The sequence below is a fragment of the Ensifer sp. ENS02 genome (genome assembly GCF_014851885.1).
In the GTDB taxonomy this organism is placed as follows: domain Bacteria; phylum Pseudomonadota; class Alphaproteobacteria; order Rhizobiales; family Rhizobiaceae; genus Ensifer; species Ensifer adhaerens.
The window spans coordinates 451,226-462,221 of sequence record NZ_JACVAO010000004.1; the positions used below are offsets into that span (position 1 = coordinate 451,226).

Here is a 10,996-nt window from a genome sequence, read left to right on the forward strand (position 1 = left end):
ATGCAAGCACTCGAAAAGACACAAACCGGCGAAACCGTCCATGCTCGCCAGCTGCCGGGCTGGTCGCCAAAGGTGCTCCTGCGCGACGCCGGCATCGGCCTGGCGCTCCTGCTTTTGATCCTCTTCTTCTCGGTCTCGACCGAGCACTTCCTGACGGCCAACAACATCTCCAACATCCTGACGCAGATCACCATCAACCTGATCCTCGCCGTCGGCATGACCTTCGTCATCCTGATCGGCGGCATTGATCTTTCCGTCGGCTCGATGCTGGCCTTCTGCGCCGTCGTCGGCGGCACGGTGCTGACGATTCCCGATCTCTCGGTGTTCCAGGCCGTGGCGCTGGCAACGCTCGCCGCTGTCGGCACCGGCGTCGTCTGTGGCTTCCTGAATGGCTGGATCAGCGCCTTCTGGGGGCTGCCCTCCTTCATCGTCACGCTTGGCATGCTGAACATCGCCCGCGGTGCCGCGCTGCAGGTGACGGACGCACGCACGATCTATTCGTTTCCGCCGAGCTTCAACGCCTTCGGCTCGCAGATGATCTTCGGCATCCCCGTCGTCTTCCTGATCGCGCTGCTGCTTGTAGCGATCGCCTGGTTCGTACTGTCAAAGACGGTGTTCGGCCGGCTGCTCTATGGCATCGGCAACAACGAGGAGGCCGTGCGTCTCGCCGGCCATTCGCTGATGTTCTACAAAGTGGCGGCCTTCACGATTGCCGGTGCGCTCGTCGGCATCGCCGCCATGGTCTACATGGCCCGCCTTAACATCGCGAGCCCGATCATCGGCATCGGCTTCGAGCTGAACGCGATCGCCGCCGTCATCATCGGTGGCACCAGCCTCAACGGCGGCCGCGGCACGGTGATCGGCACCCTGCTCGGTGCCTGCATCACCGGGGTGCTTGCCAACGGCCTCATCCTGTTCGGACTCAGCGATTTCCTGCGGCAGATGATCACCGGTGTCGTCATCATCCTCGCGGTGATCATCGACAAGTATCGCGAGCGGCTGACCGGCATCTAAGACCGGGAGCCACGTGCGGACGGATCGCCGCCCGCCGCAATCGACGAAACGTGGTGAAGGACAAGGTGGTCGGGTCGATAGACCCGCCCGCGGGGATCTCTGCGGCCTGGTTTTCACGCAGAAGCAATGGGGAAGGTTAGGCTGATGCTCAAGAACATCGATCCGGCGCTAAACGCCGACGTGCTGCATGCACTACGCTCAATGGGACATGGAGACCGGATCGCGATCGTTGACGCGAATTTTCCCGCCGACACGATCGCCCGCCACACCCGGCTCGGCCTACCGCTGCACATTGCGAATGTCTCGGCCGCGCGTGCGGTGCGCGCCATTCTTTCCGTCATGCCGCTCGACACGCCGCTGCAGCCCTCGGCGGCGCGGCTGACGCCGGACGGGGAGGCGGGCGAACTGCCGGAGGTCCAGCGCGAGGTGCAGGCCGAGCTCGTGCGTGCGGATGGTATTCTTTCGAAGATGTATGCGATCGAGCGTTTCGCCTTCCATGAGGAAGCGAAGCGCGCCTATTGTATCATCGTGACGGGCGAGGCGCGCCGCTTCGGCAGCTTCCTCTTCACCAAGGGCGTGGTGCCGCCGGCCAGCCACTGGCACGAGGCCGTCGCCGGGTGAGAGCCACCTTGGCCGCCATCAAAGGGTCGCAAGCTCCCGATTGGAAAGCACGCCATCATTGGCCCGCCTTATCTCGACCTTCCGTTCGAGCTCGGCGACGATGTCTTCGCTGAAATCGATCGAGGTCAGCTCGGCGATCTCGGGCAGGGCGCCGGGCGTGAAGACATTGACCTCCACCAGCTTGTCGCCGACGACGTCGAGGCCGACCAGGAACATGCCGTCGCGCACCAGTTTGGGGCGCATCTCTTCGGCGACGGCAAGCATCGCCGGGGTGACGACGGCCGCGGCGGGCCGGCCGTTGACATGCATGTTGGAGCGCAACTCGCCTTCCGCCGGAACGCGCCGCACGGCGGCATAGGTGTCGCCACGCTTGAGCGGCCGGCCGTTCATCAGGAACAGGCGGACATCGCCCTCCGTCGCCGCCGGCAGGTACTCCTGCGCGATCACATAGCCCATCTCGCTGACGGCCTCGAAGATCTGGTTGAGGTTCGTCTCATGGCTGGAGCCGACCTTGAAGACGTTCTTGCCGCCGGAGCCCTGCAGGGGCTTCAGGATGACGCCTTCGGGATGGGCGTCGAGGAAGGACCGGACCTCCTCCATGTGTTTCGTAATCAGCGTGGTTGGACGGACGACCTCGGGAAAACCCTGCAGATAGAGCTTGTTCTGTGCTGCCGCCAATCCGTCCGGGTCGTTGACGACGATCGCACCGCGCTCGGCGGCGAGCCGTCCGAAGATGATGCCGGCCTGGGTCGCCCAGGGACGCGTTGCGGCATCCTCCGAGGGGTCGTTGCGCAGAAAGAGGATCTGTATATCCGTAATGTCCAGGACCTTGCGCCGCGTCGCATCACCCCGCAGTGCCGCAATGAAGGTTTCAGCCTTGCGCGGCTTTGCGGTTCCGAGAGAAAGCGCATGGACGATCAGGCGGCCGTCGGGTGTCAGAACGAAATCGCCTGGCGTGAGGTAGACGATCTCATGGCCGCGGGCGAGGGCTGCGAGTGCCAGCGACGTCGTCGCATAGAACGTCTCTTCGCCCTCGATGGAGTTGACGAGAAAGGCAATGCGCATTCGGTTTCCTACTCTGAGATCAAGTCGAGCGGGGACAGTCCCCTTTGGGCTCGCTGAAGTCGGTCGCGCGCTTTGACCTCATCGAGAAAGATAGGGCGGAGCGCCGCGGTACCAAGGAGGCCGCGCAGGCTGAGTTCCTGGATCGCGCCGAAATGCGAGGCGGCGATCTTGCCCATCCAGAACGGTTCGAGAGTGCCGCCGCCGGCGAGGTGATCGAGAAGCTGCAAGAGGCCGCGCAGGTAGATCGCGTCCTTGACCAGCCCGCCGCCGCGATAGATGCGCAGCGTGATGTTGAAGGCCTCGGTGGCCGCAAAGCCGTGACCGTCGACGAGCAGCCGGTAGGTCTGCGGAAAGGGTGCGCCGTCGAGCATGGCGGCGCAGCCGACGACCCGTGCCGCCAGCACGCGCAGCCGGTCTATCGTCATGCCGGCGCTCAGATATTCGGCAAAGACCGCGAGCCCCTCCTGCATGCCTTCGTAACCGGCCAGTCCGGAGCGAAGGATACGCAGCCCCTGGGCCGAACCGTTGAAATAGGTCAGCAGATGCACGCCAATCTCGTGGTTGAGCAGCGCCTCGACGCGATCGGCGTCGAGCGCGGAACTCCTGGCGATCAAAAGCTGGCCGCGCGAAACGAGCAAGCCAGCCGGCAGGTCGTCGCGAATGTCGACGGAGGCGGAAAAATCGGCCGACTGGCGCCGATAGGCCGATATCATCGCCTGGGCGCGCTCCCTTATGTACTCGCAATCGCGCCTGTCTGCGGCCGAAGACCGTGCATCGCGGTCGGGTGCAGTGCGCGCCAGGATTTCGGAGGCGGCGTCATGAAGCGTGGCTTCCACCGGGCCATAGAGGGCGCGACCGAACTCGACGAAGGTGCGCGTCTCCCGCGCCGAGATCATCGACAGCTGTAGATCGACCTCCTGCTGCTTTTCCCGGTAGAGGGCGTAGAGCAGCGGATCTTCGAGATGTTCGAAGTTGAGGGAAAAGAGCTTCCGCTTGGCCGTCTCGATCTGCAGCGTCAGCGGCCGGTAGTAGAGGCGCGGACTCTTGGAGAAGCCGCCCGAAGCGAACTCCGTCCAAGCGGCTTCGGCGTTGATTGGCGTCACCGCCAGAAGGAAGTCGAAGCTGGAGGCAATCTCGTCGATGCCGCGGTCGGCGCGCACGACGGCATCGACGAAGGCTTTTCGGCCGAAGGCGCGGTGCGTCGGCAGCCGAAAACTGTCCGATTTTGCGCGGGCGAAAGCAGCAACGGCTCTTAGCCCCGCGTCGAAGATGCTCGCGACCAGCCGCTCGCGCAGTTGCGGATAGATGCGGCGCGTTCCCGGCTCGCAGTAGATCGGCGCGAAGCGCACCGTCAGGTGCGGGTAGTCGAGCGCAAGCGCCTTTCGGCCTGTCGCTGTCGCCGCTGGGCGCTCGACGAGCGTCACATGCGGCGTGCGGAATTTTCCTTCGATCGTTGCCGCCGTCTCGATCAAGGCCTTGGCGGCGACCTGCTCGGCGGCACGCGCGCCGGCGACCACCTCGATCAAGAAGGGCGGCAGGAAGGGCGCGTCCTTGGCCGGCGGTTCATCGCTTTCGAGCTCGCCGAATTCGAGCACGATGAAAAGGCCGAGTCGCTGTTCGATTACGCGCCCGACACGTTCGATGATTGCGGCGGCGGTATCGATGTCGGGCGCCAGTAGATAGGCGGCGTTCGCCTGGGCGATGTCGCGCGCCACCGGCTGTTGGTGCTCGGCGGCGATGTGCACACAGAGGAAGGGAACGAGGCGGTCGATGTGCAGCCGTCCGCCCTCGCCGAAATCGCGCCGCACGGCGCGGCCATCCGTCAGCCGGCCGATCGCTTCGTCGAGCCAGGCCGGGGCCAGACTTACGGGCGTCGCTTTCTCCTCCGTCATCGCTGCCTCACCAACGTTTCGGTCAGGATCGGGACGAGGGAAGAGACCAGTGCCCGCAGAGAACGAAGCGCCCGGATATCCGGCTTGCCGGTCCATTCGTCCATGAAGGTCTTCTTGAACTCGATCGCGATCGCGCAGCCGGTCTCGGGAAAATGCTCGTGGATGAAGCGCGTCTGCTCTCCGCGTCCTTGGAAGGCGACGTTCTCGCGTACATCCACCGGCCGGCCGTCGATAGAGGCGGTGCCGAGCGCCGACATCAGCGTATCGATGACGCCGGCCCATCTGGGCCGATCCATCGAGGAGGTCCCGATGTTGATCTCCGGCGCTTCGTCGGGAGCCGCAGGCGCGGCGTCCGGTCCCTGTCGCCGGTGGTTGTAGCTGTGCATGTCGAGCACGATGAAGCGACCGTGGCGGCGCTCGATCGCCGTCAGCATCGAATGCAGCATGGCATAATACTCGTCATGGACGGCGAGGGACGCCTCGATCATCTCGACGGGCGGATGTTCCCGCCAGACGGAAAGGCCCCAGGCTTGAGCCGGCTGAAGATAGACCGCGCCCGTGCGGGCACGGTTGAGGTCGACCTCGAAGCGGGACCTGTGGACGACGATGCGGTTGGCAAGATCGCGGATGACGAACTCGGTAAACGGATCCTCCTCGCGCAGCCGTTCCTCGTCCGTCAGGGCGGTGAGCGCGCGGGCGTCGCTGCGCATCGCGTGCCCGTTGTGGATCGCCGTGCCGACGATCGGCCCATCGCCGCGGTGTGCGGTCCACCAGGTGGTTTCGCTGGCTGAGCGGAACTGTTCCGTCGGCTCGCTTTGCATCTTCGCTCCCGCACTCCCTCGCTCTGGTCGCTACGGGGGTGCAACTCCCCGGTGGCCCGAAGGGTTCCAGAACGGGAGAAATTTCCGGGGCGGTCGGGACGCAAGGCCACCCGCTCCGACAGCCGCCCTCAACGTTTTTGCTGGCCGATCTCGCCGAGAATCCACTGGCGGAAGGCGCTGATTTTCGGGGCGTTTCGCCGGCTTTCCGAATAGACCATCCAAAAGGCCTGGCTCTCGTCGCAGAGCAGATCGAAGGGCTGGATCAGACGCCCGTCTGCGAGTTCCGCGGCAAAGAAGGCCGGCGTCAGGATCGCCACGCCCTGTCCGGCCGCGGCCGCATTTCCCTCATAGACTTGGGCGCCCATGCTGGAGCCGGGCCGGCTCGCAAGCCCTTCCACCGGCACGTTGGCGGCGGCAAACCACTGCGCCCACCAGGGATCACCGGGGTCGAGAAGCGGCAGGCGCAGGAGGTCGGCCGGTTCCTTCACGCCACCGATGCTGGCCGCAAGGCCTGGGCTCAACATCGGCGAAAAATCGGCGTTGATCAGACGGTGGGCGGCAAGTCCCGGCCACTCGCCGCGGCCTGAGCGAATGCCGATATCGACCTCCTCGCGACTGAAGTCGACGAGATGCGGCTCGGTTTGAAGTCGCACGGCAAGCGAGGGGTGAGTGATCTGAAACGAGCCGAGGCGCCGCGCCAGCCAGTTGGAGGCAAAGGTCGCGATCGTGCTGATGACCAGTGTTCCCTGGGCGCCGCCGCGCGCGCTCACATAGGCTTCGCTGAGCTGCTCGAAGACCTGCGTCACCACGGGTGCAAGCCGCTGGCCGACCTCGGTGAGCGCGATCTGGCGTGGGCGGCGGAGGAACAGGGGTGCGCCGATCCGATCTTCCAGCACCTTGATCTGATAGCTCACCGCAGCTTGCGTCATGCCGAGTTCGCTTGCGGCATTGGTGAAACTTCCATGGCGCGCGACCGCCTCAAAGACCCGTATCGCCGTCAATGGGGGAAGCGGAAGTGTCTTATGCATCAAATGGCCTTATGCATGGTGACCGATATTCGATTGGAAGTTGATGCCGTCCACAACCATTTTCAAGGTCCGTCCATTAGACGGATTGATGAAGAGGATGACGGCTATGACAACCATTCAAGTACGTAGTTTTTCGTCGACAAACGATTTTTCCGTCGGTTCCTGGCTGGCGCTCCTGTTCGCGAGGAAGAGCCGGACGACCGATGTCGTCGACGTCAGGGATCTGTCGGATCACCTGAAGCGGGATATGGGCTTTCTCGACGGCAACCGCCCCGACGGGCACGACCGCCCGACCGCATGATTTCGCCCAACCGTATGATTTCAAAAGACCCGGGCGGACCTCCCACCGCCCGGGTCTTTTCTTGCCCGCGACGCAGCGTCGTCGCCCGGGCGGAGCAGTTTTCCACGTCCCGCCCGCTCTTTGGGTCAGAATTCCTTTAATCTACTGTTTAAGTGGATAATCTCGGTGGTGTCGGCCGGCGCGAGTTTGCGGCGGCCGCCTGAGATGAGGTACATGATGAGCATGTTGCGGCAATACGAGCGTTTGAGTGCAATCCGCGAGGTCCTGCAGGGCCGGCTGGAACTGCACGAGGCACGCGATTGTTTTGGTTTCGACGATATCGAGGATGGCACGGTCCATGAGCTTAAGGATCGCATTGCCGAACTCTCCGATGAGATCTCGACCTTGAAAAGCCGCTGCGGACGCTATCAAAGCTTCGGCCGTCAGTGACCAAATCCGCCAACAATTACCTGAAGTGACGGCGGCACGCCGTCGATGAATGGAACATCCCCATGACGTTGCATGTAAATTCCCGTGTCGCAGATTATGCGATCAACCCGCTTTTTCTCGAGCGCTGGTCTCCGCGCGCCTATTCGGGTGCCGAGATTTCCGAGCCCGAGCTGTTCGAGATTCTTGAGGCTGCTCGCTGGGCGCCGTCCGCCTACAATGCCCAGCCTTGGCATTTCGTCTATGCGCGCCGCGGCAGTGAAGGCTGGGAGAGGCTGCTCGGCCTCCTGAACGAGTTCAACCGGAGTTGGGCGGCGGAGGCATCGGCGCTGATCTTCGTGCTGTCGAAGACTTCACTGTTGCCGCCCGGCGGTAGCGAAGAGGTGGCGTCCTACACCCATTCCTTCGATGCCGGTGCCGCCTGGGGTGCGCTTGCGCTGCAGGCAGCGCATTCCGGCTGGCAGGCGCACGGTATGGCCGGTCTCGACTATGAGCGCGCGCGAACGGAGCTCGGCGTGCCCGAGAACTACCGGATCGAAGCGGCCGTTGCGATCGGGCGTCTCGGCGACAAGGCGCTGCTTCCGCAAGCGCTGCAGCAGCGCGAGCAGCCAAGCCCGCGCAAGGCGCTGTCGGAGATCGTATCCGAGGGCCGGTTCGTGGCCGGCTGACCCGTCAAACGAGGGGGCGGGCAAGGCTTGCCGGCTTGCCCCCTCAGTGGTCGTCGGTCTCATCCCGGCTAGTCTCATTCAGCGCCTGCACGGTGACCGCAGCGACGAGGCCGGTCAGTACGATGCCGGAAAAACCGATCACCAGCGCCAGCACCCGAGCGCTCAGATGCTTCGGCGTGATGTCGCCGTAGCCGATGGTCAGGCCCGTGACGAAGGTGAAATAGAACGCTTCGTCGAGCCGCCAGTCTTCGATGCGGCCGATGACGACGCCGGTTCCTGCCATTACGATCAGGATCGCTGAGAAGATCGGCCAGAGCAGCTGAAGCTGCTGGTAGAGATTGGAGAAGAACCGGCGTCGCATTCTCTTCGTCTGCCGCCGGCGTTGAGATTCCGCCACGCAATCCTCCCTCTCGCGGATAGGCCTGGAAGGCGAACCAGCCGCGCCCCCAAGACGATCGGCCCAAGGCTCGCTTGCCGCCGTCGAAATCCCTTCGCGAACGCACCGCCGCCGCTCTGAAGATAGCCCTGAGTCGGGTCGGCTTCCAGCGCCTGTTTTCCGGCCGGCAAACGGGATACGATGCCGTCAGTTGCATTTCTTGCAACCGCTTTGGTCGAGTGCTATCGCTTTAGAATAATCTCATGAAAGCTCCTGCCAAAGGACAACCCGGATGGCATCGCATGAGCATTCACTTGCCGGCGACGGCCGCTCTCTCTCCGCGGGCCTGCGGCTCGACGTGATCGCAGGTCTTACGGCCGCCGCCGTGGTCCTGCCCAAGGCGATGGCCTATGCCACGGTCGCCGGCCTGCCCGTCAGTGTCGGCCTCTACACCGCCTTCGTGCCGATGATCATCTACGCGCTTCTCGGCACGTCGCGCGTTCTCAGCGTCTCGTCGACCACCACGCTTGCGATCCTCGCCGGCACGCAGCTCGGCCTTGCCGTCCCGGATGGCGATCCGGCCAAGCTGCTGACGGCGACCGCGACGCTGACGGCGCTCACCGGCGCGCTACTGTTCCTGGCATCGCTGCTGCGTTTCGGCTTTGTCGCCAATTTCATATCGTCGCCGGTGCTGATCGGCTTCAAGGCCGGCATCGGCCTTGTCATCGTGCTCGACCAGGTGCCGAAGCTGCTCGGCATTCACATCACCAAGGAAGGCTTCTTCCGCGATATCCTCAGCATCGCCGGGCACCTGTCCGAGACCTCGATGCTCACGCTTGCGATTGCGGCCGCGGCTCTGGTGGCGTTGCTTGCGATGGAGCGCCTCTGGCCGCATTCGCCGGCGCCGCTTCTGGCGGTGGCCGCGGGCATCGCGCTTTCCTGGTTCGCGGGTCTCGCCGCGCTCGGCGTTTCCACCGTCGGCTTCATCCCGCAATCGCTGCCTTCGCTGACACTTCCGAGCCCGGGTCTTGTTCAGGAACTCTTGCCGGGCGCGCTCGGCATCGCGTTGATGAGCTTCACCGAGACCATTGCCGCCGGCCGGGCCTTTGCCGCTCCGTCCGACCCGCCGATCCGGGCGAACCGCGAGTTGCTGGCGACGGGTGCCGCGAATTTCGGAGGCGCCTTTTTCGGTGCTATGAGTGCCGGCGGCGGCACGTCGCAAACCGCCGTGGTGCGAGCGGTCGGCGGCCACAGCCAGATGGCGTCTCTGGTCACCGCGGCGGCTGCGGCTGCGACCATGCTGGTCCTGGCGCCGCTGCTCGGCCTGCTGCCGCAGGCCGTGCTTGCGGCGATCGTCATCGTCTACTCGGTCGGGCTCATCAAGCCCGCGGACTTCCTCTCCGTCCGCAAGGTCCGGCTGATGGAGTTTCACTGGGCGTTGGCCGCCTTTCTCGGCGTGCTGTTTTTCGGCACGCTGCAGGGTATCATCGTTGCAATCGTGCTGTCCTTCATCGGGCTCGCGCGCCAGGCGGCCTCGGCGAAGGTCTATGTCGTCGGCCGCAAGCGCGGCACCGATCGGCTGCGGCCGCTCTCGTCCGCACACCCCGATGACGAGACCTTCGAGGGACTTTTGATCCTACGCCCGGAGGGTCGGCTCTTTTTTGGCAATGCCCAGCAGGTGGCCGACCAGGCGCAGATGCTGGTCGCAAAGCAGAAGCCCAGAGTTGTCGTGCTCGACATGAGCCGGGTTTTCGACATCGAATATTCGGCGCTGCAGATGATGATGGAGGGCGAGCGCCGCATCAGCGAACACGGCGTCACCGTCTGGCTGGCCGAGCTGAACCCGGACGTGCTTGCCTATGTGCGCGCATCCGGCTTTGCCGATCAGCTCGGCCCTGACCGCCTGTTCGTCAATACCCGTACGGCGCTCCAGCACTATCTGGCCGGCGCCGCGCAGGCGTAAAGCAATTCCAGGAAAAGGGCACAGCGGTTTTCCGTCCGGAAGTGTGCTCAGAAAATGAGCTATTCCGCCATCATCTCGCCCGTTCCGCCGAAGGCCGGCGGGAAGTCCCGATACTTCGGCAGGCCGTCCTTCATCGGCAGCACCGTCTCCTGATAGTTGACGTGAAGCATCGGCTTGAAGGCAAGCGACGGGATTGCCGCTGCAAAGACGTCGGTGACACCCCAGAGCGGATGTTCGGTCATGAGATGCCCGCCGCAGGCCTTGCACCATTTGCGCACGCTCGTTGCCGTCTTCTGGTAGCCAACCAGATTGTCCGCACCCTTGACGATCTTGACCTTCTCCGGTGGCCAGAGCGTGAAGGCGTTGACCGGGCCTGCCGACCAGCTTCGGCAGGAACTGCAATGGCAATAACCCATGGCGGCCGGATCGCCGCTCACTTCGATCTCGACTGCGCCGCAGAAGCACTTTCCGTTGAGGCTGCCGTTCGCTGCCATGACTTTCTCCAATGAAAGAACGCAAGGGGCAGAACGCCTTGAGTTGGCGGCTTTCCTTGGGTTCGGTTTTGTTCTGACCGGCCTTTTTGCCGATCGGCTCAATGGTCTTCGTTCCGCTGGACAGGGCCGTCCTTCGGTTCTGAACCATTCTCCAATGCGTGACCTGATGCCTTGGCTTCGGTCACAGAGTGGCGTTCGGTTCCCGGCTTCCCATTCTCCTTGAGGAGCGCAGCCCGGCACTGCTAGGCTCGCTAGAAAGTCATCAGGACAGTCGGGATTTCATTGACGCGCCTTCCGTGATGATGCTTTCGCCGCGCGGCTCGTAAG

General features: G+C 63.9%; 12 protein-coding genes. 6 read left to right on the forward strand and 6 right to left on the reverse strand.

Annotated elements, in window-relative coordinates; translation table 11 throughout:
• Both IB262_RS11690 and IB262_RS11695 read left to right on the forward strand, forming a co-directional pair.
• Positions 1-1,014, forward strand: a complete 1,014-nt coding sequence (locus IB262_RS11690) for an ABC transporter permease (RefSeq protein WP_192493572.1) — start codon at positions 1-3, stop codon at positions 1,012-1,014.
• 144 nt (positions 1,015-1,158) lie between these two features.
• Positions 1,159-1,635, forward strand: coding sequence for an RbsD/FucU domain-containing protein (locus IB262_RS11695; RefSeq protein WP_060529374.1), 477 nt, complete (start codon positions 1,159-1,161; stop codon positions 1,633-1,635).
• A gap of 18 nt (positions 1,636-1,653) precedes the next feature.
• Here IB262_RS11695 and IB262_RS11700 read toward each other — a convergent pair whose 3' ends face one another.
• The 4 genes from IB262_RS11700 to IB262_RS11715 form a co-directional block, all read right to left on the reverse strand.
• Positions 1,654-2,700, reverse strand: a complete 1,047-nt coding sequence (locus IB262_RS11700) for a glutathione synthetase (RefSeq protein WP_110818827.1) — start codon at positions 2,698-2,700, stop codon at positions 1,654-1,656.
• An 8-nt stretch (positions 2,701-2,708) separates the two neighbouring features.
• A complete protein-coding gene (locus IB262_RS11705) occupies positions 2,709-4,592 on the reverse strand; it encodes a flavohemoglobin expression-modulating QEGLA motif protein (RefSeq protein ID WP_060583925.1) in 1,884 nt (627 codons plus the stop codon).
• Entirely contained in the window at positions 4,589-5,413 is an 825-nt protein-coding gene (locus IB262_RS11710; protein WP_060583920.1) for an N-formylglutamate amidohydrolase, read from the reverse strand. The genes IB262_RS11705 and IB262_RS11710 overlap by 4 nt, the downstream gene beginning before the upstream one ends.
• Positions 5,414-5,541: 128 nt before the next feature.
• Positions 5,542-6,441, reverse strand: a complete 900-nt coding sequence (locus IB262_RS11715) for a LysR substrate-binding domain-containing protein (protein WP_192493573.1) — start codon at positions 6,439-6,441, stop codon at positions 5,542-5,544.
• A 106-nt stretch (positions 6,442-6,547) separates the two neighbouring features.
• Between IB262_RS11715 and IB262_RS11720 the strand changes: the two genes are divergently transcribed.
• From IB262_RS11720 to IB262_RS11730, 3 genes are all read left to right on the forward strand, one after another.
• Entirely contained in the window at positions 6,548-6,742 is a 195-nt protein-coding gene (locus IB262_RS11720; RefSeq protein WP_060583963.1) for a hypothetical protein, read from the forward strand.
• Positions 6,743-6,907: 165 nt separating this feature from the next.
• The gene (locus IB262_RS11725) at positions 6,908-7,171 is read left to right on the forward strand and encodes a hypothetical protein (protein ID WP_348646901.1); all 264 of its coding nucleotides are present in this window, start codon (positions 6,908-6,910) and stop codon (positions 7,169-7,171) included.
• Between the two features lie 62 nt (positions 7,172-7,233).
• Positions 7,234-7,836 carry a nitroreductase family protein gene (locus IB262_RS11730; RefSeq protein ID WP_060583919.1) on the forward strand — a complete coding sequence of 201 codons (603 nt, stop codon included), beginning with the start codon at positions 7,234-7,236 and terminating at the stop codon, positions 7,834-7,836.
• Positions 7,837-7,879: 43 nt separating this feature from the next.
• On the opposite strand, the gene IB262_RS11735 is transcribed toward IB262_RS11730, so the two are convergent.
• A complete protein-coding gene (locus tag IB262_RS11735) occupies positions 7,880-8,197 on the reverse strand; it encodes a potassium channel family protein (protein WP_034798484.1) in 318 nt (105 codons plus the stop codon).
• Positions 8,198-8,504: 307 nt separating this feature from the next.
• Here IB262_RS11735 and IB262_RS11740 point away from each other — a divergent pair, with 307 nt between their 5' ends.
• Positions 8,505-10,175, forward strand: coding sequence for a SulP family inorganic anion transporter (locus IB262_RS11740; RefSeq protein ID WP_060601789.1), 1,671 nt, complete (start codon positions 8,505-8,507; stop codon positions 10,173-10,175).
• Between the two features lie 59 nt (positions 10,176-10,234).
• Here IB262_RS11740 and IB262_RS11745 read toward each other — a convergent pair whose 3' ends face one another.
• Entirely contained in the window at positions 10,235-10,669 is a 435-nt protein-coding gene (locus IB262_RS11745; RefSeq protein ID WP_034798487.1) for a GFA family protein, read from the reverse strand.
• Positions 10,670-10,996: the final 327 nt, after the last annotated feature.

Excerpts from the sequence above, each read along its gene's own strand:
- IB262_RS11690 (WP_192493572.1), top strand. The coding sequence starts at position 1 with ATGCAAGCACTCGAAAAGACACAAACCGGCGAAACCGTCCATGCTCGC.
- IB262_RS11695 (WP_060529374.1), top strand. The coding sequence starts at position 1,159 with ATGCTCAAGAACATCGATCCGGCGCTAAACGCCGACGTGCTGCATGCA.
- IB262_RS11700 (WP_110818827.1), bottom strand. The coding sequence starts at position 2,700 with ATGCGCATTGCCTTTCTCGTCAACTCCATCGAGGGCGAAGAGACGTTC.
- IB262_RS11705 (WP_060583925.1), bottom strand. The coding sequence starts at position 4,592 with ATGACGGAGGAGAAAGCGACGCCCGTAAGTCTGGCCCCGGCCTGGCTC.
- IB262_RS11710 (WP_060583920.1), bottom strand. The coding sequence starts at position 5,413 with ATGCAAAGCGAGCCGACGGAACAGTTCCGCTCAGCCAGCGAAACCACC.
- IB262_RS11715 (WP_192493573.1), bottom strand. The coding sequence starts at position 6,441 with ATGCATAAGACACTTCCGCTTCCCCCATTGACGGCGATACGGGTCTTT.
- IB262_RS11720 (WP_060583963.1), top strand. The coding sequence starts at position 6,548 with ATGACAACCATTCAAGTACGTAGTTTTTCGTCGACAAACGATTTTTCC.
- IB262_RS11730 (WP_060583919.1), top strand. The coding sequence starts at position 7,234 with ATGACGTTGCATGTAAATTCCCGTGTCGCAGATTATGCGATCAACCCG.
- IB262_RS11735 (WP_034798484.1), bottom strand. The coding sequence starts at position 8,197 with ATGCGACGCCGGTTCTTCTCCAATCTCTACCAGCAGCTTCAGCTGCTC.
- IB262_RS11740 (WP_060601789.1), top strand. The coding sequence starts at position 8,505 with ATGGCATCGCATGAGCATTCACTTGCCGGCGACGGCCGCTCTCTCTCC.
- IB262_RS11745 (WP_034798487.1), bottom strand. The coding sequence starts at position 10,669 with ATGGCAGCGAACGGCAGCCTCAACGGAAAGTGCTTCTGCGGCGCAGTC.